We start from the raw sequence: 21550 nt of genomic DNA, 5'->3' as shown, positions 1-21550 counted from the left end.
CCTGTTCGAGTTGCCCCCCGTTATCGCGAGGACGGAATACGTCTATCGATGCCTCATCTCAAAAGGAGATGGATGATGCCCGGTATCGATCAGTCCAGCACCTTCGCCCTCGGCGACCGTGATGTGAAGCGACTTGGCTACGGAGCGATGCAGCTCGCGGGCCCCGGCGTGTTCGGCCCACCCAGGGATCATGCCGCCGCGCTGGCGGTCCTGCGGGAGGCCGTGGCGAGCGGGGTGGACCACATCGACACCAGCGACTTCTACGGCCCGCACGTCACCAACCAGCTGATCCGCGAGGCGCTCGCGCCCTATCCCGACAAGCTCGTCATCGTCACCAAGATCGGCGCCCAGCGCGGCCAGGATGGCTCCTGGAACCCGGCCTTCTCGCCCGAAGCGCTGACCCGCGCGGTCCACGACAACCTGCGCAACCTCGGGCTCGACGTGCTGGACGTGGTCAACCTCCGGCTCATGTTCAGCGTCCACGGCCCCGCGGAAGGGTCGCTCGAAGCACCGCTCACCGTGCTGGCCGACCTTCAGCGCAAGGGGCTGGTGCGGCACATCGGGCTGAGCAACGTCACCCCCACCCAGCTCGCGGAAGGGCGGAGAATCGCCAGGATCGTCTGCGTGCAGAACCAGTACAACCTGGCGCATCGCGGCGATGATGCACTCATCGACGCCCTCGCCCGAGACGGCATCGCCTACGTGCCGTTCTTCCCCCTGGGCGGGTTCACCCCGCTTCAGTCGTCCACCCTGTCCGATGTCGCCGCGCGCCTCGGCGCGACGCCCATGCAGGTCGCCCTCGCCTGGTTGCTGCGCCGCGCGCCCAACATCCTCCTGATTCCAGGCACCTCGTCCGTCGCGCACCTGAGGGAGAACCTCGCCGCGGACAAGCTCCACCTGCCTGACGATTCACTCAAGGCGCTGGACTCCATCGCGGGCGCCGGCTCCGCCTGACTCACGCCGCGGAAGGTGAGAGGCACTGGTGACCGCGAACATCAGCCCATGACAGCGGTCACCAGGGGGGAGCACGTTGGCGGGGGCGCCGGCGCGCGCACTTCCAAACAAGATCAACGGATTGCGCGCACCCCACGGGCTCCAAGGCGCTGGCACGCCCGCTGCTATGTGTGTCCTCGTCGCTGAACGCCGCACTCCCTCTCTTCCGAAAGCCTCCCGCCATGAGCATCTCTTCCGTTCGCAGCAGCCCGGCCTCCCTCACCCGCGCTCCCGCCCAGGCGTCCGCTGTCTCCCGCCCGCCCAGCCTCTCCGGCCCGGCGGAGGGCGCCGCCTCCGGTCAGAAGGTGGGCGGCAAGGGCTCTCCCCTGATGGCGGCCCTGCAGCAGGACGGCTTCGACGCGGGCGGCGCGGGCAAGGCGGAAGGGCTTGGCAAGCTGCTCGAAGGCGCCCTCTCGGTGCTGAGCAGCATCACCCAGCTGCTCCAGAGCGTCACGGAGGGCGTGCAAGGCCTCACGGGCGCGCAGGGCGCCTCGGGCGGCTCACCCTTCTCCGACAGCTTCTCGCAGGGCTCGACGGGCCCGTCTCCCCTGTCGCTCGACTCCAGCTCGCTGGAGCAGGGGGCGGACGCGGTCCCGGAGCTCAGCGGGGACGCAGAGGCCGGACAGGCTTCGCTTCAAGACCCGACGTTCGGCATGAGCCAGGTCCCGAGCCTCGCGTAACCCAAGACTTGGAGGGCGTGGCCTCCCCATGCCCTCCTCCACGTGACGTTCAGCGCTCCTGACGCCTGGAGTGTTCACCGCTCCAGGCGCGGGAGAGGGCGCGGACGACCTAACAATCGCTGACGTACTGCTGGTAGATCGACGACCTGCCCCAGCTCTCCCACGTGCCGCAGTGGCAGCCCCGACCACCGATCTGCTCCGTGTACGTGGCGTCCTTGAAGTACATGGTCAAGGAGTCCGGGCTGTTGGAACAGTCAGGGATCGTGGCCTCCTGCGAAGCCAGGTCAGGTCCCTCCTCCTGGGACACGGGACCACCACAGCCCACTGCCATCAACGCCATCAGCGACAGGCCACCGACAATGCTCGCTCGCATGCGTCCTCCGTCAGGGTTGCGCTTCAAATCCTAACAAACTCCAGGCTTTCAAGAAACACACGAGACCCTGAAATATGATGTCAGCGCTGACACCTGCTCACAGATTGTTGACGCACCGCTTCCGTCTCATGGGGCGCTTTCAACGCGGCGGAGTCATGCCGCCTCGCTCACGCCCAAGCACCTTCCTTTCGGCACTGGCCGTTGCCTCGTCGAGGCGCGCCCCTCACGTTTCACGGGCGCGGAGCCAGACAGCCCCCTGACAAGCCAAGGTCGGCCCCGCCCCTCGGCGGACTCGTCCCGCGCCTGGGCGCTTTCGTCACATAACGCCCCGGCTGTCTCGGCTGGATCGGTATTCCTCTCGCACGTCGTGCGCTCTTCGCGCGACGGCCAAGGAGTTTCCGTGAAAGCCTTCAGCATCCTGCGCAGCACCTTTCTTGCGAGCACCCTGCTCCTGACGTCCCTGCCCGGCTGCCAGGGCGAGGACACCTCCGACACCGAGCCAGCGGCGCCGCTGGCCACGACGGCCCAGCCGCTCGTCTGCGGCAACATGGTGCCGGTGATGACCGGCCCGTCGACACCGTCGGGCGCCGTGACGCGCTCGGGCGTCTACAGCGCTGACTACGAGGCCTGGAAGGCCTTCGACAACGCCACCACCATGTGGATCTCCGCGGAGGGCCAGGCACCCGCGTGGATCGCCTACCAGCCCTCCACCACGACCACCATCCATCGCTATGCGCTCGAGTTCTGGAATGGGCCCGGCCTCACCTCTCGCGCCCCAAAGAACTGGACGTTCGATGGCTGGAACGGCTCGACCTGGACCGTGCTCGACACGCGCACCAACCAGAGCAGCTGGACCGGCAACGACCGCCGCGAGTTCACGCTGGCCGCGCCCGCCAGCTACATCAAGTACCGCCTGAACGTGACGGACGACAACGACCCGCGGGCGGGGATCGTCGTCATCTCCCTCAGCAGGCTGGAGCTCATCACCTGCGCCAATGATGGCGTCACCAACCCCGCCACGCCGGTCTGGACGCGCACCTTCGGGGCCGCGGGGGCGCCCACCCAGGTCATGGACCTCTCGGGAGATTCCGCGGGGCGCTCCTATGTCACGGGCTACACGTCGGGCGGAGTGAACGGCGCCCCGATGGTGGGCCTGATGGACTCCTTCATCCAGGCCCGTAACTGGGACGGTGTCATCACCTGGTCGAAGCCCATCGGAGCGCCCGGGAGCGTGGCCCTGGGCTACGGCATCGCGACGAGCTCCAACTTCGAGGAGATCGCCGTGGCGGGCTTCACCGACGGCTCGGTGGACGGCACGCCCAAGATTGGCAACCGGGATGCCTTCCTGACGAAGTACCGCTACACCGCCGCGCGCCAGTGGACCCGGCAGGTCGGCGGCGCGGGCTTCAACACGGAGGGCTACGACACCGCGTTCGACACCTCTGGCAACTCCTTCCTGATGGGGTCCACCTACGGCGGCCTGGATGGGAACACGCTCACCGGTACCATCGACGTCTTCGTCACCAAGTTCGACAGCCTGGGCAACAAGCTGTGGACCCGCCAGGCGGGCGTGGCCGGCAAGATTACCCACGGCCGGCGGGCGGCCGCTGACGCATCCGGCAATGTCTATGTCTCCGGATGGACCCTGGGCGGACTGGATGGGAACCCCCTCATGGGCACCCAGGACCTCTTCGTCATCAAGTACGACGGCGCCGGAAACAAGCAGTGGACCCGGCAGCTCGGCTCGAGCGGCAACGGGGTCTGGCTGTACGGCAGCGAGACCGATGCCGCGGGCAATGTCTACCTGACCGGCCAGAGCGGCGGCGGCCTCGGCGGCAACCCCAACACCACCTCCGGCGGGGATGTCTACCTGGCCAAGTACGACCCTTCGGGCAACATGGTGTGGACCCGGGAGTTCAGCGCGACGTACGGCATCTGGGCGTCAGGCATCTTCATCGACGACACGGGCGTGTACGTGAGCGGCGGAGGCCAGGGAGACGTGGGCAATCCCTCCAACACCGCCTACAGCGTGGCGCATAACTACGTCGCGAAGTTCAACTCCGCGGGCACCCGGCTGGCGGTGGTGCAGCAGAGCCCGGCGTTCGCGGCGGGTGCTCCGGCCGCCGTCTACGCCAATGGCATCAACGTGACCTTTGACGGGTACGTCTACCTGGGCGGGTACACGAGCGGGAACTTCGGCGGCAACTCGCTCATCGGGACCACCGACTCGTTCGTGACGAAGCTCCCGTTCCCCTGACATCAGGGGGCTTGGACCGCGCGGCGCTGGGGAGGGCATTCACTCCTCGGCGTCCGCGGCGATGTGCTGGAGGATGTCCTGGGCGGGGCTCTCGCGGGCCCCCTCCGGGTCCGCCTCGAGGAACTCCGCGAGCCGCGCGCGGGCTTCGGAGTAGCGGCGCAGGCTGGCAAGGGAGGAGATCTCCAGGAGGCGCGCGGTGCGGGCCTCCTCGAGCTCCTGCGCGTGGGTGCCCGCCCCCCAGGCCTCGATGAAGGCACGGCAAGGGCCGAGGGCATCCGCGAAGAGCCTCGCGGCACCACGCCTCTTGCAGTTCATGAAGGCCCTCGCCCGGCGGGCCTCGGCGGTGGACTGCCCAAGCCGCTCCAGGCGCTCGATTTCACTCACCGCGACGGCATCTTCATTCCCAATCTCCCCCAGCTTCGCCAGCCGGTCGCGCGCCCAGGCTCTGTTCCGGGCGGTGACGTTGCGAACCATCATGTCCGCCACCGGCGCCAGGCGACTCTCGGGATACATGCTCAGGAAGCGGGGCCCTTCGGTCAGCACGGAGTCGAATGCATCCACGACCCAGTAGGCGTTGAGCTTCGACCACGCGGCGTACTCGGCGGGAACCCGGCCCTCGAACATCGGCAGCTCCAATTGGCTGATGCGGTCCGCATCCCGGATGAGCGACCGGAAATGCTGCCGCGTCGAATGCGCGTCAAGCAGCTCCAGCGCCGCCTGGGACCGCGCCGCCGGAGGGAGGCTCACGTCTTCGAACGTGCTCCGGAGACGCTCGAGCGAGACGGGCTGGGACCGCGCCTCGGGTCCCTGGGAGCGAGGGGCACCCTCCACTCTCTGGGCCGTTCGAGGGGGTGCGCTGGGAGCGTCCCTTCGCGACGGACGTGCGGCCTCCACGGTGGGAGCAGGGGATGTGGCCTTGTCTGTCGATGCGGACGGCGCGCGGGGCTCCTCCGGCCGCGAGGCCGCCTCCACCGGCATCGCCGGACGCGAGGGAGCCACCGGGCGAAGGAAGAGCGCCACCCCGGGGAGCGCGAGCCCCACCGCCACCAGCAGGGCCGTGAGCGCGGTGGACGCACGTCGGCCACGCGCCTCCCCAGGGGCCCCGAACGCCTCGGCGTCCTCCTCGCCCAGCGCGCAGACCGTTCTGCCCCGCGACTCGGGCGGCGCGTCGTCGGGGGATGGCTCCGGAGGGCTTCGGGTCACGTCGCGGCGGACGATAGCCGAAAGGGGGCTCGGCTTTTCCGCCAGCGCGCACACGGCCCCCACGCCTTCCGCTAGGCTGCCGTCAGGGGATTGTGAGAACACCATGACGCATGGGGGAACGCATCACGGGGTCACGGTCGCTGAGCCGTCCCCACGTCCGGCCACGATGCGGCGGATCTGGGTCCTGGGGATGGCGGCGGGCACCCTGGGCGCCATCCCCCATGCCCTGCGCGCCTATGCCGAGGAGCCTCGCGACTTCCTCTTCAAGTGGGCCCTGGCCCTGGTGCCCTACAGCGCATGGGCCGTGCTCGGGCCGCTGGTGCTGGCTGTCTTCCAGCGCGTCCCTCTAGAGCGCCCTCGGCTGGGCCGCGGTCTGGGGGTGCTGCTGGTGGCGGGGGCCGGCTTCGTCCAGGTGCACCTGCTGCTGCTCGCGGGGGCGCTCGCGGCGCTCCAACGATGGGGGGCCATGGGCGTACCCTTCCTCGAAGGAACCTGGAGGCTGCTGCTCGAACGGGGCGCGCTCGGCTACTTCGAGTACCTGCTCTTCCTGGCGGCGTGGACCGCGCTGCGCACGACGCGCCGGCTGCGCGAACGGGAGCTGGCGGAGTCACGCCTCGCGGTGCGGCTCGCGGAGTCCCGGTTGCAGGCCCTGCGCGCCCAGTTGGATCCGCACTTCCTCTTCAACACACTGAACGCGGTGGCGGGCCTGGTCCGCCAGCAGCGAAACCCGGAGGCGGTGGAGGCCATCGCGGAGCTGGGACACCTGCTGCGCGCGAGCCTGGAGGGACGTGGCGACCACGAGGTGCTGCTCGAGGACGAGCTGGAGCTGGTGCGGCGCTTCCTGGGCATTGAACAGCTCCGGTTCGGCGCGCACCTGGACGTCCACCTGGCCCCCGCGCCGGACACGCTGAAGGCCCGCGTGCCCGCGCTCATCCTCCAGCCCCTGGTGGAGAACGCCATCAAGCACGGCATCGCGCGGCGCGCGGCCCACGGCCACCTGCGCGTGAGCAGCGCGCGGCAGGGGCACCGCCTGCTGCTCGAGGTGCGCGACGACGGACCGGGGCTCGGGGCGGGCGGCGCCGGAGGCACGGGCATTGGCGTGACCAACACCCGCGCCCGCATCCGACAGCTCTATGGTGAGCCTTATGGCCTGACCCTGGAGGACCTGCCGGAGGGGGGCGTGGTCGCGAAGGTGGAGCTGCCCTTCCTGGAGTGGAATAAAGACATGGCGGACCTGGAGAGACCTTCCCATGCATGAGCCTGACCGCCGGGAGGGATGGCGCGTCCTGGTAGTGGACGACGAGCCCCTGGCCCGGGACACCTTGAAACAACTGCTGGCCCAGGCTCCGGAGTCCGTCTGCGTGCGGGAGTGCGCGGGGGGCCGTGAAGCGGTGGAGCTGCTCCGGCGCGAGCCGCCGGACCTCGTCTTCCTGGACGTGCAGATGCCGGAGGTGGACGGCTTCGACGTGCTGCGCGCGGTGGGCGTGGAGCGGATGCCTCCCGTCATCTTCGTGACGGCGTTCGACCAGTACGCGGTGCGCGCCTTCGAAGCGAACGCGCTGGACTACCTGCTCAAGCCCTTCAGCGACCAGCGCTTCCGGGACGCGCTGGAGCGCGCGCGCAGACAGCGCGCCGTGGGGAAGGACCAGGCGCTGCTGAAGCACCTGTCGTCCCTGCTCGAACAGCACCGGGCCCCTCCCCCACCCCCGCCGGGCCCGGCCGCGCAGGGCCCGGTGGAGCGCATCGCGGTGAGGACAGGCGGCAAGGTGTTGTTGGTCCCCGTGGAGGAGCTGGACTGGTGCGAGGCGGAGGGCAACTACGTGGTGCTGCACGCCGGAGCGCGCAAGCCCATGCTGCGTGAGACGTTGCAGCAGGTGGAGGCGTGGCTGGATCCCCGGCGCTTCGTGCGCGTCCACCGCTCCGCGCTGGTCAACGTGGAGCGCATCCGCGAGCTCGAACCCGACGTGGACAAGGGCTGGGTCGTGGTGCTCCGCGACGGCACGCGGCTGCGCCTGAGTCCGGGCCGCAAGGCCGCGGTGGAGGCCCTGCTGCGCCAGTCATTCTGAAGAGGCGCGCAGGCAGAGGGTCCTCGGGGGCGCTCCTTGTCCCGTGGAGCCGAGGAGCGCCCCACCCGGCCGCGGTGGGACCCTCCCGGCTCCAGCGCCCCCCTCGCAGGAAGGAAGAACACCTCCTGCGTCGGCGCGAGCGGCATGCGCCCCAAGCCTTGGACGCATGTTCGCCGTCCCGAATCAGAAGGTGATGGTGGCGACAACCGTGTCGTTGTAGGTGCCGGAGGGGACGTTCTGCCCCTTGGGCACGGTGCCGTAGACGATGACCGGGGTGCTCAAGCCGGTGCCCAGGTACGGCAGGCCCGTGCCGGCCGTGTTGCCCCAGACGATGAGGCGCGTCACGTCCTGGAACAGCGAGTAGCTGAGGTAGTTCGTCGACGACGTGTTCAGCATCCGCCGCAACGGCGCCGCGTCCGTCGACCCCGCGGCCGCGTTCGCCCCCTGCCCCAGCGTGACGACCGCCGTCCCGAGCAGCGTGCACTGCACGTTCAGCGTGCCAGAGCCCAGCAGATCCACGCCCGTGGACGCGTTGAGGATGATGGGGTCGTAGTTACCGAAGTTGAGCGCGCCGGAGTTGATGCTGCAGCTGGAGCCCACCGTGGCCGTCACCGTGAGGTTGGCCGTCGCGGTGGCGGCGTGAGCGGACGAGACGGCGGCGAGTGACGAGGCGACTGCGAGGACGGCGAGGGTGTTCTTGAATGCTTTCATTGACCACGCTCCACCAGCCGGCCGGTGGATTCCGGTTCGCGTCTGGCGATGGCAACCTGGGACGTTGCGTCACCCGCGCCCAGGGACAACCCCGCGCGGAGCACGCCACTTCACGCTCGGCGCGTTCGTTCCTTTGTATTTCGCCGCTGACTCTCGGGGTTGATTTGTCTTTTGAATCAAGACTCGTCCTCCAGGGCCGTCTGGAGCTGGACACCCAGCCCCCGCTTCCGCCGTCACTGGAGCGAGCTCGCCCCCGCCCTGAAGCGGCGCGACCTCAGAAGGTCATCGTCACCACGAGGGTGTCGGTATAGCTGCCCGCGGCGACGCTCTGCCCGGCGGGAATCCGTCCATAGACAGGGAGCGTCACGTCCGCGCCGAGCAGCGGGATGACCGGGCCGTAGTGCGCGGTACCTGAGAGCCCGTTGCCCCAGACAAGCAGTCGCGTCACATCCGTGTAGAGATTGTAGTTGAGGGAGCTGCTGGAGGGCCCCTTCAGGGTGCGGGACACGTAGCTGCCCGAACTCCCCTGGCTCAAGTCAATGGTGACAGGGATGAGCTGGGCATCGCAGCGAAAGCTGATGCTCCCGTCCGAGTCGAGCGGCAACACGGCGCTGCTGGTGTAGTTGACGAACGACACCCCGACGATGCTCTTCAACTGACAGGTGGCCCCGGCAGTCCCGGGGAACAACCCGCACATCCCCGCCAAAGCCAGGGCTCCTACTCGTGTCACGACCGCGCGCCTATTCATTGACACACCTCACCGTTCCCAGGTCGATGACCGAGCCCGCCTTGGAGGGGATCTCCAGGGCCACGGAGCAGCGGCCCATGGGGTGGCGGACCGTCGCCGCGTAGCGGCCCGGGGGCACGCCGACCAGCTCGAACTCCCCGCCCGCCCCCACCGGCGAGAGCCATTGCTTCCCGTCCGCGTCGACGCGCAGCTCTCCATACGCGAGCGCGCCGGTGCCGGACGCGAGCACCACCCGGCCCCGGAAGGCCCGCACCGACTCCTTCTGGAAGTCCAGCACCACGCCGCCGCGCAACCAGGGCGCCACCATCCGCTCCGTCGTCGGGAGGTAGTCCTCCAGCGGCAGCTCCTCGTCCGACACGGACAGGCGGTTGGGGCTGTAGGACTGAAGCCGCGTCACCACATACTCACCCTGGGAGTCCGTCCTCCCGATGAGGTGGTTGTTCAGGAGGACACCGATGTTCTCCGCGCCGTCCACGCGCACCAGCGCGAACCCCTGGTCCACCGCGCGGGTGGCGTGGATGCCACCGCCAATGGCCACCAGTCCGCCGGAGACCTCGGCCAGCCCCACCGCCTTGCCCTGTTGCAACTCCAGGCCCGCCGCGTAGTGGCCCACGTCGCCTTCGTAGTCCACCCGTCCCCGCGCGTAATCGAACCGGCCCAGCTGGGCCTGAGCCTGGAAGCCCAGGCCCCCCTCCAATGGCACGCCGCGGGAGATGTCCAGTGCCGTGTCGCCGCCACCGGTGCCCCTCACATGCCCCACCGACCCCGTGGTGCGCGCGTCCAGGACGGCGTTCAGGAAGAGCATGCCCTCCAACGACGCCAGCCCGCGCGCCTCCTGGCTGCGGCTGGCGGACAGGGAGACCGACACCCGGTCCGTCACCTGCGCGGCGGTGGTGGCCCCCGCCCATACGGTCCAACCGCGCTCCCGCCAGCGCGTCACCGCCGCCTGGCCACTCACGCTGGCCCGGCTGCCCAACGCGAGGAAGAGGCCGCCCCCCGTCTCCACCATCGGGTGGTCGTCATCCCGCTGGAGGCTGGTGTTGAGGTAGTGGGCGCTCATCGTCCGGGAGAAGACGGAGCCGCCGACCCGCTGCCCCTGGAGGGCATAGACGAGGCCCGCCGCCGCGCCGGTGCGGCCCTCGCCCCGGCTGATGGCCTGGGACAGCTCCAGCTCGCCCAAGGGGAGCTGGAACAACTGGACAGCGCCCGTGCTGAGCATGTTCGTCGCCAGCTCCAGCCGCACTCCCGGCGTCAGCCACGGCGTCGCGCCCATCCGGAACGTCCCCAGCAGCAGCCCCCGTCCAAAGTCGAAGCTCCGGGTGCTCAGCGACTCGCGCTCCACGCCCGCGGACAGGCGGTAGTCGGCCACGCCCGGTGAGAGCGATTGGCCGCTGAGCGAGTACGACGTATTCACCTCGCTCACGCGGCCAAAGGCGTCTCGCACCAGGTAGCGCGTGGTGCCCTCGCCCCGGGGCACGGTGAGGTTCTCCAGCCGATACGGACCGGGCGGAAGCTCCGTGCGGCGCACCAGCTGGTTGTTGACGTAGACCTCCAACGTGGACGGCGTGGTGACATCCCCCGCGATGTCCTGCATCGGGTTGCGCACGAAGTAGGGGTTCAGCTCGAACGAGCGCATCACGTGCAGGCCCGCCACCACCGCGCCGCCGCCGAGCACGCCGCCATACCCCGTCGCCTCGCCGGCGACGGTGCGCACCATGGCTTCAGGGAAGTCCACGGTGAGCTGGGTGAGCCCCCGGAGCGGCGCCTCGCCGGGGTTCCACCGCGCCTGGGTGGTCAACACGCCCCGCCCCAGCGAGGCGCCGGCCTCGCCATAGAACGTGAGGAACGTGTTTCGGGCCCGGGCCGCGTAGTTGAAGAACGCGCTCGGGCTGCCACTCACCTTGTAGCCGGGGGGCGCGAACACCCCCAGGTCGATGCGGGTCTGGTTGAAGGCGGAGGGAGGAAAGTCACAGCGCAGGCTGGCACCGCGCTCGTCGAGCTGGAACGTGGCCGGAGGCGGCAGGGATTGCAATGAGACATAGGTCTCCGCACCCAGCACCTCCCGCCGCGCGCCGAGCCGCGCCACGTCGACCCCGAAGGACTCGAGCGCGGAGACAGGCACCAGCACGTCGCCATCCCGCAGCACGGGAAAGACGTCCCCGCGGGCGACGCCGTTCAAGGTGAATTCCACGACGATGGGGCTGAGCTGCTGGGGCGTCCTCGCCACCCCGACGGCCGGCTCCTGCGCGGGAGCGGGAGTCGCGCCCAGCAGGAGGAGGGACATCGCGAGCGTCAGGTGCCAGGTCCCGCGCATCCCTGACGGGGGGAAGGGGCTCATGGCTGGGGTGCTGCCTCGCAGGGAACGGATGCGGTGACGGGCGCGCTCTGGTGGATGACTCCCCTGTCCGTCTCCGCCTCCACCTCCACGGAACGGACCTGCCCGCACATGTCCGCGGGGACATCCAGCGTGAACACCTGCTTGTCGCCGGCCAGCACGTACCAGCCGGGCTGCTCCCGTTCCACCAACCGCTTGCCCTGGGCGTCGAGCCCGCGCACGCGCGTCTGGCGGATGAAGAAGTTCACGGTGCCGGCGTTGGCCACCTGGAAGCGAAACTTTGATTCGCGCAGCTCGATTTTTTCGACGCGGCCCAAAATCTCCTTGCGCTTGGGCGCGACGAACACCGGAATCGAGACGCGCGTGAGGATCCGGAGGCCCATGGCCGAAACCGCGGGCTCCAGGGGAGGCAGTTCCTCCACGACGAGCCGGAAGGAGCGCTCCTTGTCCTGCGGAGCCGAGGAGACTCCCACCCGGATGAGGCGGGATTCTCCTGGCTCCAACGACAACATCGCAGGAAAGAAGAACACCTCCTGCGTTGGAGCGAGCGTCATGCGCCCTTCTTCATCCTGGACCCAGGTATGCGCCGAGGCCTGGAACCGTGTCGGCTCGGTGCTCTGGTTCTTCACCGTGACCACCACCCCGCGGGCACCCGTCCCCAGTTCAACGCGGACCGGATTCACCTCGAGCGATGCAGCGCTCGAGATGCCAGCGAAAGCCCATACCAAGACAGCCATTGACTTCAGGCCGTCAGCCCAGGAGAGAAGATTTGTGCGCATGTTCGCCGTCCCGAATCAGAAGGTGATGGTGGCGACGACCGTGTCGTTGTAGGTGCCGGAGGGGACGTTCTGCCCCTTGGGCACGGTGCCGTAGACGATGACCGGGGTGCTCAGACCGGTGCCCACGTACGGCAGGCCCGTACCGGCCGTGTTGCCCCAGACGATGAGGCGCGTCACGTCCTGGAACAGCGAGTAGTTGAGGTAGTTCGTCGACGACGTGTTCAGCATCCGCCGCAACGGCGCCGCGTCCGTCGACCCCGCGGCCGAGTGCGCCCCCTGCCCCAGCGTGACGACCGCCGTCCCGAGCAGCGTGCACTGCACGCTCAGCGTGCCAGAGCCCAGCAGATCCACGCCCGTGGACGCGTTGAGGATGATGGGGTCGTAGTTACCGAAGTTGAGCGCGCCGGAGTTGATGCTGCAGCTGGAGCCCACCGTGGCCGTCACCGTGAGGTTGGCCGTCGCGGTGGCGGCGTGAGCGGACGAGACGGCGGCGAGTGACGAGGCGACTGCGAGGACGGCGAGAGCGTTCTTGAATGCTTTCATTGACCATGCTCCACCAGCCGGCCGGTGAATTCCGGTTCGCGTCTGGCGGCGGCAACCTGGGACGTTGCGTCACCCGCGCCCAGGGACAACCCCACGCGGAGCGCGCCACTTCACGTTCGGCGCGTTCGTTTCTTTGTATTTCGCCAACAACCACCGTGTTTGGTTTGTCTTTTCAATCGAGCCTTGTCCTCCAAAGCTGTATGGCGGGGGGCGCCGAGGTACTCCGCGAGGCCAGAATCAAATGTTTCAAATTTGTCACACCCCCACTCCCCCACCAGGAATGACGCATGTACTGTCTTCAGGGTGCTGGTGAGACATCGTTCCGCCATATCTGGAATAACCGAAAAAGTATCTTTGGGACGTATTTCAGGGCAAAAGGCACTCCGAGGGTGCCCACCGCCGCCGGCTCGCGGCACGGCGAGCGCCCTCCCGAGCGGGGCGACACCGGCCCGAAGCCCGTACCGCCCGGCCCGTGCACACCCCAGCATGTGCCCAAGGTCCCTCCATCCATGACTGTCTCTCGCACTGTCTCCGTGCGCGCTCTGCGGAGCGCGCTGCTGTCCTCCTTGTTCCTCGCCTCGGGCGCCTCCGCGGATGATTCACGCGGGGTGGCCGCCGTCACCACGAACAGCGAGGAGACCCACTTCGGCTACTCGCAGAGCCTGAGCCCCGACCATTGGGCCGAGCTCCCCGGGAACGCGCGCTGCTCAGCGGGTACGACCCAGTCGCCCGTCGCATTGTCGACGGCGACCGCTGACCACCCCCACCTGAATGCTCCCAGCTTCAACTACTTCACCAGCCACGTGCGCATGACCAACACGGGCCACACGGTGGAGTTCACCTACGACGCCGGCAGCACGCTCCGGCTGGGCAACACCGAGTACAAGCTCGCACAGTTCCACTTCCACACCCCCAGCGAGCACACGGAAGACGGCGTGCAGTACCCGCTGGAGCTGCACCTGGTGCACAAGGACGCCAGCGGCAACGCCGCGGTGGTCGTGGGCGTGCTCATCAAGGAGGGCTCGGTGAACGCGGCGCTGTTCAATGCCTTCCTGCACCTGCCCAAGCACGAAGGTGAGCAGAGCGCTCCCACGGGCGCGCTCATCAACGCGAGCGCGCTGCTGCCGCGCAACAAGGCGTTCTTCCAGTACGCGGGCTCGCTCACCACGCCGCCGTGCAGCGAAGGACTCCAGTGGTTCGTGATGACGCACCCCATTGAGATGTCCGACTCGCAGATCGCCGCGTTCCAGCGACTGCCACACCTCAACCCCAACAACCGCCCCGTGCAGCCGCTGAACGGGCGCACCATCGCCATCCACGGCGGCTACTGAGGAGCCCCCAAGCCCTCTCTTCCCTGGCAATGCCATGCGACGCTCCGGACGTCGCGGCGGCGTGGATGTGTGCTGTTGCCGGGGAGCTTCGATGACGCGCGCGGACCTGCCGCGCGCGGCACGAGGTCCCGCGGGCTTGTCGTCTTGAAGCATGACAAGCTCGTGGGAGAGGTGGCCGTGCTCGACCCCAGGTTCAATGCCACGGCCTTCAGCAGCGCGGCGGCGGTGGATGCGTTGACGCAGGAACTCGAGACGCTCCTCCAGGCTCGACTCCGCGCGGCGGTTCAACCTGAACCGGAGGCCTCCGCGATCATCGAAGAGCTGCGACAGCTCGGTCATGACCTGTGGAGCTTCGACGCGTCAGACGAAATGCAGAGCTGGTGCGGCGATTGGACCGCGCCCGCGAACGGGGGGCGGTTGTTCGTGGACTTCACCTACCGCGAGGAGGCGCCGCGCGAGGTCCGCGTCACCTTCAAGCGCGACCTGGGTCCTCCTTCGTCGGACGTGGTGACGTGAACGCATCCCCGAGCGGAAGGGGCTCGCGTGCGCATGAATCCACGCGGAAGCGCGCGGCACGCAAGGCCTGCACCACCACGTGCCCCGCGGGCAGCCTCAGTGAATCTCCGGCGCGCAGCACATGGTCCCGCGCATCGCCTTCAATCGTGAGCCAGACCTCGCCTTCCCCGCAGGTGAACACCCGCGAGGGGCCGCGCAGGCGCATGCCCCACAGCCCGCCCGAGGAAAGGCACACGGCTGGCATCTCCTCCGCCGCCGCTGCGCCCCCCAGCCACGCTCGTACCCAGCGCGGAAAGAGCCATGTGAAACGGTCCACCATCGAAAGCCTCCTCTGATGGACCCAACATGCGCTCCGGAGCGAAACCAGAACAGATGTAGGAAATCACTATTGTGACCAGTACAGTTCAGGGAGGAGTGACTGTGCTGGTCACCGCGACGTCAGGCTGTACCTGGGAAGTGGATGTCCCACGCGCTATCGGATGAAACATCACGGGGGTCCCCATGGCCGCAGGCGCCCATTCCTTGAAGCTCTATGAAAGCGTCGCGGAGCGCTTGAGGGCCGCCATCGCCGCCGGCACGCTGCGCCCTGGCGAGCGGCTGCCGTCCGTGCGGCGGTTGAGTGCCCGGGAGCGGGTCAGCGTCTCCACCGTGCTCCAAGCCTACCTTCACCTGGAATCGCAGGGACTCATCGAGGCGCGGCCCCAATCCGGCCACTACGTCCGCGAACGGGAACGGGAACGCCTCCGGCTCGCCGAGCCCCCGGTGTCCCGCCCGCCGGCCTCCGCGACGCCCGTCACCGTCAGCGATCTGGTGACACAGCTGTACCGGTCCTCGCGAGAGCCACGCATCGTGCAGTTGGGCAGCGCCTGGCCGGCCCCCGAGCTGCTGCCCACGCGGCGTCTGGCCCGGGAGATGGGGCAGCTCGCGAGGGACCGGCAGATGGAGGGCGTGATGTACGACGTCCCCCCCGGCTCCCTCTGGCTTCGCAAGCAGCTGGCGAAGCGCGCGCTGGAGTGGGGCTGCGCGCTGGGCGCCGACGACTTCATCTCCACGTCAGGGGCGGCCGAGGCGGTGCACCTGTGCCTCGTCGCCGCGGCCCGGACCGGCGACACCATCGCCATCGAGTCGCCCACCTACTACGGCACGCTGCTCGCCATCGAGTCGCTGGGGCTCAAGGCCCTGGAGATCCCCAGCCACCCGCGCCATGGCCTGGAGCTGGACGCACTGGAGGCCGCGCTGGAGCGGCGCCGCGTGGCCGCGGTGTTGGTGGTTCCCAGCTTCAGCAACCCGATTGGCAGCTGCATGCCGGAGGAGCGCCGGCGGCGGCTGGTGGAGCTGGTGACGGCGCACGACATCCCGCTCATCGAGGATGACATCTACGGCGACCTGCACTTCGGCCCCGAGCGCCCCCGGCCCTGCAAGGCCTTCGACACCCGGGGGCAGGTGATGCTGTGTGGTTCATTCTCGAAGACCATCGCGCCCGGCTACCGCGTGGGCTACGTGGCGCCCGGCCGCTTCCGGGAGCGCGTGGAGCTGCTCAAGTTCACGCACACCGTGGCGTCCCCCCTGCTACCCCAGGAGGCGGTCGCGTCCTTCCTGGAGAACGGGGGCTATGACAGACACCTGCGCGCCCTGCGCCGCAACCTGGCTTCGCAGGTGGAGCACGCGGCCGGCGCCGTCGCCGAGCACTTCCCGGAAGGCACGCGCGTGGCCCTGCCGTCGGGGGGAATGCTGCTCTGGGTGCAGCTGCCGCCCACGGTGGATGCGCATGTCCTCAACGCGCGGGCGCTGGAGGCCGGAATCAGCATCGCGCCGGGCTCCATCTTCTCCGCGCGGCCGGACTCGTACCGGAACTTCATCCGCCTGAGCTGCGGACAGCCCTGGACGCCGCGCATCGAAGCCGCCATCGCCACCCTGGGCAGCCTCGCGTCAGGACTGGCCGCGGGCGCGTCGCGGCGCTGAGCCCTGGGGAGGGGCGGCTATCCTTCCGGGAACTCGACCACCACCGACCCGACCTTGACGAGCTCGTAGACCTCCACCCGCGTGAGCAGGTTCTTCTTCTGCTGGACGAGCTGGACGCGGAAGTCGACCGACTTGGATTCGTGCTCGAACAGGGCGTAGACGACGTAGAACTGCGCGCTCCGGATCATCGTGTCCGCATCCACCGCGAGCTGCACGTCGTCCTTGTTCAGGCTGCTGTCGACGACGCACTTGAACCCGGCGAGGCGGTGCACGTCCTGGGAGCCCTTGTCGGTCCGGGCCTCGTGCCGGATCTTGATCCGGCCCCCGGTGAACTTGTACCAGAGGCTGCACCCGCTCAGGTCCGAGGTGAAGAAGTACTCGACCTCCTCGTTCGTGAGGTCGACCTCGCCCTCCGTGTAGTCGCCGTTCTTCCAGGGCAGGTGATAGGCATTGGGCTTGGAGGACTCCGTCAGCGTGGCCCCTTCGCGGTCCGGATGGGTGGTGAACGTCGCCTTGAAGAGGCCCGGGGCGGAGCCCGCGACCGAGTCGAGGATGAGCGGCTTCTGCTTCTGCCTTCCGGATGCGTTTCCCATGCGCCTCTTCTCCCCTTCGGTGAGCCCGGGGCCCGGACTCGCGGTCCGCACGATAGACTGCCGCGCCGGAAGATGGCGGTGGGTGTGGACGCCCCCCAGGAGAGGTGAGGAACATGGTGCATCACGGACAGCGCGTCGGTCTCTTCATGGCACTCGCGGTGGCAACGGCCCTGCTGGGGGCTCCCGCGCTCGCGGGGAACACCAACGCCGCGGCGAAGAAGGCGGCGGCGAAGGCCGCGTCCGCGGCGAAGGCGGACGCGGGCGTCGCGGACAGGGACGGCGGCACCGCCGCCACTCCCGAAACAGACGGCTCGAAGGACGGGACGGCGAAGCAGGGCTCCGGCCACTGTACGGGCAAGGCCACCTTCTGCGCCGTCTTCTCCCAGACCTACTGCAGCAGCCAGCCCGGATGTGCCTACATGTTCGGAGCCAACATGTGCGGCGGCGTCGCCATCAAGTGCGAGACGGCCACCAACGAGGCCTACTGCAAGAAGATCAAAGGCTGCTCCTGGAAGTAGCGGGGGTGCACCCGCCTCGCGGGCGGAGCACCGCTGGGCTCAGCGCTTCCCCTTCACGCCCAGCATCCGCGACGCCAGCTCCGCGTGCAGGTCCGCCAGCGCTTCGGCGTCGAGCGCGGGCGTGGCCTCGAACCAGTACGGCAGACGCAGCCCCATGGCGGAGATCGCCTTGGCGACGACGCCCGCGTGCGGCACCGAGAACACGCCCTGCGTCCGGCCCCGCTCGATGACCGCGAGGAGCAGGGCCGCGGACTGCTCCCGCAACGCCAGGGAGGGCGCCGCCAGCTCCGGCGGCAGCGCGTGGATTTCGTCATTCACCACCACCGCGAGCTGGGGATGGTTCGCGTGAAGCAGCGTGTGGGCCCGGACCAGGGCCCGCAGCTGCTCGACAGGGGCGGCCCCCGCGCCCAGCAGCGCCGTGCGGAGCCCTTCGTGGTGCGCCTCATGGCCCAGGCGCACCAGCTCCGCCAGCACGTGCTCCTTGGAGGGGAAGTGCGCGTAGAGCGCGCTCGGCCGCAGCTCCAGCTCCTTCGCCAGGTCGCGAATGGAGGCGTCGTGGAAGCCCCGGCTCGCGAAGAGCTGGAGCGCGGTTTCCAGGATGCGCCGGCGGGTGCCATCAGCCGCCGCCGAGGCGGGAAGGACCGCCTTGCGCGCGCGCAGCCGGGAGGGAGGAGAAGACGCCATGGGGAGCACACCTTGAAAAACGAACGGTCGTTCAGATACGGTTGGACCTACTGGAGCGCCAGCGTAGTCCACTCCTCTTCTGAACAGTCGTTCACTCCACGATGCCCACGTCCACCCTGCCAGACGGCGTCACGCTGCACTTCGAGGCGTCCGGCGAGGGTCCACCCATCCTCCTGCTCCACGGGCTGGGCTCGTCGGGCAGCGACTGGGAGGCCGTGGCGCCCCGGCTGTCCGCGCACCACCGCGTCGTGGTCCCGGACGCGCGAGGGCACGGTCGCAGTGACAAGCCCGCGGGGGCCTATGGCGTGGCGCTCTTCGCCCGCGACATCGCCGCGCTGTGTGACGGGCTGGGGCTGTCCGGGGTGCACGTCGTCGGGCTGTCCATGGGCGGGATGATGGGCTTCCAGCTGGCGGTGGACCGGCCGGACCTGGTGCGCAGCCTGACCGTCATCAACAGCGGGCCGGACATGGTGGCGCGCACCCTGCGCCGGAAGCTCGAGTTCGCGGCGCGGCTGGGAGTGTTGCGGCTGCTGGGGCCCCGGGCGCTGGCGAAGCGGATCGCCCCCAGGCTGTTCCCCAAGCCGGAGCAGGAGGCGCTGCGGCGCCGGGCGGTGGAGTCACTGGGCGCCAACGCGCCGGATGTCTACCTGCGCGCGACGCGGGGGCTGGCCGGTTGGAGCGTCCTCGACAGGCTGAAGGACGTGGCCTGTCCCGTGCTCGTGCTGCACTCCGAACGGGACTACACGCCGCTGGCCGCGAAGCAGGCCTACACCGCCCTGCTCCCGGACGCCTGGCTGCGCGTGCTGACGGATTCCGGGCATGCGGCGCCCGTGGATCAACCCGGACAGGTGGTCGACGCGGTGGAGGGGTTCCTCCGGGAGGTCGAGTCGCCTGGGCGCATGGCGCGTCCTCGCTGAAGCAGGAGGCAGACACATGTCGGTGCTCCGGAAGGTCCGTACCCTCTCACGTGCGGCGGTGGGGTTGTGCGCGCTGTTCGCGGTCCTGGGAGCTGCCCCGGCGCGGGCGGGCGCGTGGGTATACGGCAGCTATTCCAACATCTGGGGCACCCGAGGCTTCCAGCTCTGGGTTCCCACCGGCTACCAACCCGGGGAGCCGCTACCGCTCGTGGTCGGGCTGCATGGCTGTCTTCAGAATCCGGATCAATTCGCCGGCCTCACGCGGCTGAACGCGAAGGCGGACGCGGAGCGCTTCCTGGTGCTGTATCCCAACCAGGCGCTCTACGCGAACGCGACCCAGTGCTGGAACTTCATGTTCTCCTCCAACCAGGAGCGAGGCATTGGCGAGCCATCGCTGGTGGTGGGCATGGTGGACTGGGTGAAGGGCCATTACGCGGTGGACTCGCGCCGCGTCTACGTGGGGGGCGTCTCCGCGGGCGCGGTGATGACCAGCATCCTGATGGCCTGCTATTCGGATGTGTTCACCGCCGGCATGGTGGGCGCGGGCGCCATGTACAAGGCGGCCACCACGGCGTCGGGCAGCCTCTACGCGATGACCTTCGGCAGCATCTATTCGCCGGACGACCGGGGCCATGACGCCTGGGCCTGCTCGGGGAAGCCGCGCCGCAAGGTGCCCGTGCTCGTGGTCCACGGCACCGAGGACGACGTCGTCAATCCCATCAACGGCCAGCAGACCGTGCGCCAGTTCCTCCAGACGAACGACTACGGCGACGACGGCGCGGACAACAACAGCGTGTCGAACTCGCCCGCGCGCGTGACGTCCGGCACCTCGCCAGGAGGCCGCAAGTACACCGTGCGCGACTACGTCTCCGGCGGCGTGCTCCTGGTCCAGCAATACGAAATCCAGGGGATGGGTCACGCGTGGCCCGGCGGTGACAACGCCTTCCCGTTCGCGGACCCCGCCGGGCCCGACGGCACCACCCTCATGTGGGACTTCTTCAAGCAGCACTCCCGCTGAGGCACCGGAGCCAGCGGACGCGAGGGGCCGCCGGCGATGACTCCAGGACTACCCGGCAAGACCTGGACAGCGCATCAGCGCCCGTGCTGAGCTTGGCGCAAAGACACACATCGTCGGCCCCGGGACGCCCAGCCCATGTCCTTCTTCGAAGTGCTCTCACCGGTTCCACGGAAGATCGACATGGGAGGCGACCTCCCACTGCGGTTCACCACGCGCCCGCTGCTCGGCCGGGTGGTGTGGCCACTGCTCGGGTTCGTGGTGTTCGTCGTGCTGCCTGTCGGCTATGCGCTGGACCAGCGGATGAGCGTCGCGGACCTGCGGGAGGACTGGCTGCTCCCGCTGAGCGTCACCCTGGGTCTTTTCGTATCCGTGACGCACCTCGTGCGCTGCCTGCGGACGCGGCTGGAGGTGGTGGTGACCAACGCCCAGGTGTCCTTGCGCGGCGCCGGGGCCCTGAGCGCCTTCACCTGGGATGAGCCCCTGGCGAGCTACACCCGCCTGGACTGCGAGCGCCGCCACCATCCGGACTGGATTGGCGCCCAGGATGAGTACTGCATCGCGATGGCGCACCGGGAGGACCCCGAGCGGAACATCGTCGTGCACTGGGGCCGCGACGCGCGCCGCTTCGAGGACCGGCTCGCGCGCTACGCCCAGCTGCTCCGGCTGCCCATCCGCCGCGAGCAGCGCGCCCTGGCCGAGCAGCCGCGGCGCGCCGCCGCACGGTAGACGCTACGGCCCACGCCACGCGTCGCGGCGGACGACCATCAACAGCGCGGGCCCATCCGGCGTGACGACCCGCGCGACCGGCTGGAACCCGGCCTTCTCGTAGGCGCGAATGGCCCGGGCATTGTCGAGCGACGGGTCGGTCTGCACCTTCGTCACCGCCGGGTCTTCGAACAGCTTCGCGATGAACTGGCCCACCAGCCGGGTGCCCAGGCCCTGCCCCAGCTGCTCCGCGTGCGCGAGGAACTGGTCGATGCCGCGCGCCCCGGGGTCCGTCTCCTCGCGCCACCAGTCCGGGTCCGCGCGCATGACGTCATAGGCCTGGATGAACCCCACCGGCCGGCCGTCGAGCCGCGCGATGTACTGCCAGCTCACGTCCGCCGCGATGTCCACCTCCAGGTCCTGGCGCAGCTCATCCAGCGTGGGCGGTGCACCCCACCACTCCGCGACATGGGGCCGCGCGAGCCACTCCGCCAGCATCGGCAGGTCCGCCTGGGTGAGCCGCAGATAGGTGAAGCGGGGCTCCGTCAGCATGGGGCCCATCACAGCACATCCAGCCCGCGCTTGACGCGTCGGATATTTCCGACGTATTGATTCGAG

General features: G+C 69.1%; 23 protein-coding genes. 12 read left to right on the top strand and 11 right to left on the bottom strand.

Going from position 1 to position 21550, the window contains the following annotated elements; all coding sequences use genetic code 11:
- Positions 1 to 72: 72 nt before the first annotated feature.
- Positions 73 to 954 (top strand): aldo/keto reductase family oxidoreductase, encoded by an 882-nt coding sequence (locus tag GTY96_RS03055; RefSeq protein ID WP_304503192.1) that lies wholly within the window; start codon positions 73 to 75, stop codon positions 952 to 954.
- Positions 955 to 1175: 221 nt separating this feature from the next.
- Entirely contained in the window at positions 1176 to 1673 is a 498-nt protein-coding gene (locus tag GTY96_RS03050) for a hypothetical protein (RefSeq protein ID WP_143898333.1), read from the top strand.
- Between the two features lie 109 nt (positions 1674 to 1782).
- Here the strand turns inward: GTY96_RS03050 and GTY96_RS03045 are convergent, their stop codons facing one another.
- Entirely contained in the window at positions 1783 to 2046 is a 264-nt protein-coding gene (locus tag GTY96_RS03045; protein WP_143898332.1) for a hypothetical protein, read from the bottom strand.
- Between the two features lie 400 nt (positions 2047 to 2446).
- Here GTY96_RS03045 and GTY96_RS38510 point away from each other — a divergent pair, with 400 nt between their 5' ends.
- Positions 2447 to 4303, top strand: coding sequence for an SBBP repeat-containing protein (locus GTY96_RS38510; RefSeq protein ID WP_143898330.1), 1857 nt, complete (start codon positions 2447 to 2449; stop codon positions 4301 to 4303).
- 39 nt (positions 4304 to 4342) lie between these two features.
- On the opposite strand, the gene GTY96_RS03035 is transcribed toward GTY96_RS38510, so the two are convergent.
- On the bottom strand, positions 4343 to 5050 hold the full coding sequence (locus GTY96_RS03035; RefSeq protein ID WP_161663779.1) for a hypothetical protein: 708 nt from the start codon (positions 5048 to 5050) through the stop codon (positions 4343 to 4345).
- Between the two features lie 622 nt (positions 5051 to 5672).
- Between GTY96_RS03035 and GTY96_RS03030 the strand changes: the two genes are divergently transcribed.
- On the top strand, positions 5673 to 6764 hold the full coding sequence (locus GTY96_RS03030) for a sensor histidine kinase (RefSeq protein ID WP_161663778.1): 1092 nt from the start codon (positions 5673 to 5675) through the stop codon (positions 6762 to 6764).
- Entirely contained in the window at positions 6757 to 7572 is an 816-nt protein-coding gene (locus GTY96_RS03025) for a LytR/AlgR family response regulator transcription factor (protein WP_143898324.1), read from the top strand. The genes GTY96_RS03030 and GTY96_RS03025 overlap by 8 nt, the downstream gene beginning before the upstream one ends.
- Before the next feature lie 183 nt (positions 7573 to 7755).
- Here GTY96_RS03025 and pru (GTY96_RS03020) read toward each other — a convergent pair whose 3' ends face one another.
- From pru (GTY96_RS03020) to pru (GTY96_RS03000), 5 genes are all read right to left on the bottom strand, one after another.
- Complete coding sequence (gene pru, locus GTY96_RS03020) at positions 7756 to 8283, bottom strand: fruiting body development fimbrial-like coat protein PRU (protein ID WP_143898322.1); 528 nt, start codon at positions 8281 to 8283, stop codon at positions 7756 to 7758.
- A 274-nt stretch (positions 8284 to 8557) separates the two neighbouring features.
- Positions 8558 to 8980, bottom strand: a complete 423-nt coding sequence (locus GTY96_RS03015) for a Csu type fimbrial protein (RefSeq protein WP_235685297.1) — start codon at positions 8978 to 8980, stop codon at positions 8558 to 8560.
- A 43-nt stretch (positions 8981 to 9023) separates the two neighbouring features.
- On the bottom strand, positions 9024 to 11369 hold the full coding sequence (locus tag GTY96_RS03010) for a fimbria/pilus outer membrane usher protein (protein WP_161663777.1): 2346 nt from the start codon (positions 11367 to 11369) through the stop codon (positions 9024 to 9026).
- Entirely contained in the window at positions 11366 to 12103 is a 738-nt protein-coding gene (locus GTY96_RS03005) for a fimbrial biogenesis chaperone (protein ID WP_235685296.1), read from the bottom strand. Before GTY96_RS03005 ends, GTY96_RS03010 begins: the two co-directional genes overlap by 4 nt.
- Before the next feature lie 57 nt (positions 12104 to 12160).
- Entirely contained in the window at positions 12161 to 12688 is a 528-nt protein-coding gene (pru, locus tag GTY96_RS03000; RefSeq protein WP_161663776.1) for a fruiting body development fimbrial-like coat protein PRU, read from the bottom strand.
- A 509-nt stretch (positions 12689 to 13197) separates the two neighbouring features.
- Here pru (GTY96_RS03000) and GTY96_RS02995 point away from each other — a divergent pair.
- Positions 13198 to 14019, top strand: a complete 822-nt coding sequence (locus GTY96_RS02995) for a carbonic anhydrase (protein ID WP_143898312.1) — start codon at positions 13198 to 13200, stop codon at positions 14017 to 14019.
- A 144-nt stretch (positions 14020 to 14163) separates the two neighbouring features.
- Positions 14164 to 14535: a hypothetical protein gene (locus GTY96_RS02990; protein WP_161663775.1), complete on the top strand. Its 372-nt coding sequence runs from the start codon at positions 14164 to 14166 to the stop codon at positions 14533 to 14535.
- Here the strand turns inward: GTY96_RS02990 and GTY96_RS02985 are convergent.
- Positions 14492 to 14779, bottom strand: a complete 288-nt coding sequence (locus tag GTY96_RS02985; RefSeq protein ID WP_161664125.1) for a DUF2917 domain-containing protein — start codon at positions 14777 to 14779, stop codon at positions 14492 to 14494. The two genes, GTY96_RS02990 and GTY96_RS02985, sit on opposite strands and share 44 nt — an antisense overlap.
- Positions 14780 to 15036: 257 nt before the next feature.
- On the opposite strand from GTY96_RS02985, the gene GTY96_RS02980 reads away from it, so the two are divergent.
- Positions 15037 to 16497, top strand: coding sequence for an aminotransferase-like domain-containing protein (locus GTY96_RS02980; RefSeq protein WP_161663774.1), 1461 nt, complete (start codon positions 15037 to 15039; stop codon positions 16495 to 16497).
- Positions 16498 to 16514: 17 nt separating this feature from the next.
- Here GTY96_RS02980 and GTY96_RS02975 read toward each other — a convergent pair whose 3' ends face one another.
- On the bottom strand, positions 16515 to 17090 hold the full coding sequence (locus GTY96_RS02975) for a hypothetical protein (RefSeq protein ID WP_143898305.1): 576 nt from the start codon (positions 17088 to 17090) through the stop codon (positions 16515 to 16517).
- A 113-nt stretch (positions 17091 to 17203) separates the two neighbouring features.
- On the opposite strand from GTY96_RS02975, the gene GTY96_RS02970 reads away from it, so the two are divergent.
- Positions 17204 to 17608: a hypothetical protein gene (locus GTY96_RS02970; protein ID WP_161663773.1), complete on the top strand. Its 405-nt coding sequence runs from the start codon at positions 17204 to 17206 to the stop codon at positions 17606 to 17608.
- A gap of 39 nt (positions 17609 to 17647) precedes the next feature.
- On the opposite strand, the gene GTY96_RS02965 is transcribed toward GTY96_RS02970, so the two are convergent.
- The gene (locus GTY96_RS02965) at positions 17648 to 18292 is read right to left on the bottom strand and encodes a TetR/AcrR family transcriptional regulator (RefSeq protein WP_143898301.1); all 645 of its coding nucleotides are present in this window, start codon (positions 18290 to 18292) and stop codon (positions 17648 to 17650) included.
- Between the two features lie 101 nt (positions 18293 to 18393).
- Between GTY96_RS02965 and GTY96_RS02960 the strand changes: the two genes are divergently transcribed.
- The 3 genes from GTY96_RS02960 (at position 18394) to GTY96_RS02950 (ending at position 20953) form a co-directional block, all read left to right on the top strand.
- Positions 18394 to 19209 carry an alpha/beta fold hydrolase gene (locus tag GTY96_RS02960; protein ID WP_161663772.1) on the top strand — a complete coding sequence of 272 codons (816 nt, stop codon included), beginning with the start codon at positions 18394 to 18396 and terminating at the stop codon, positions 19207 to 19209.
- Between the two features lie 16 nt (positions 19210 to 19225).
- Positions 19226 to 20227: an extracellular catalytic domain type 1 short-chain-length polyhydroxyalkanoate depolymerase gene (locus GTY96_RS02955; protein ID WP_161663771.1), complete on the top strand. Its 1002-nt coding sequence runs from the start codon at positions 19226 to 19228 to the stop codon at positions 20225 to 20227.
- A gap of 135 nt (positions 20228 to 20362) precedes the next feature.
- Positions 20363 to 20953 carry a hypothetical protein gene (locus GTY96_RS02950; protein WP_161663770.1) on the top strand — a complete coding sequence of 197 codons (591 nt, stop codon included), beginning with the start codon at positions 20363 to 20365 and terminating at the stop codon, positions 20951 to 20953.
- 3 nt (positions 20954 to 20956) lie between these two features.
- On the opposite strand, the gene GTY96_RS02945 is transcribed toward GTY96_RS02950, so the two are convergent.
- Positions 20957 to 21484 (bottom strand): GNAT family N-acetyltransferase, encoded by a 528-nt coding sequence (locus tag GTY96_RS02945; protein ID WP_201755856.1) that lies wholly within the window; start codon positions 21482 to 21484, stop codon positions 20957 to 20959.
- Between the last annotated feature and the right edge of the window lie 66 nt (positions 21485 to 21550).

Source organism: Corallococcus silvisoli (assembly GCF_009909145.1).
GTDB classification, from domain to species: Bacteria; Myxococcota; Myxococcia; order Myxococcales; family Myxococcaceae; genus Corallococcus; species Corallococcus silvisoli.
Note: the sequence above shows the minus strand (reverse complement) of the source record. Positions and strands in the feature narration are given on the sequence as shown.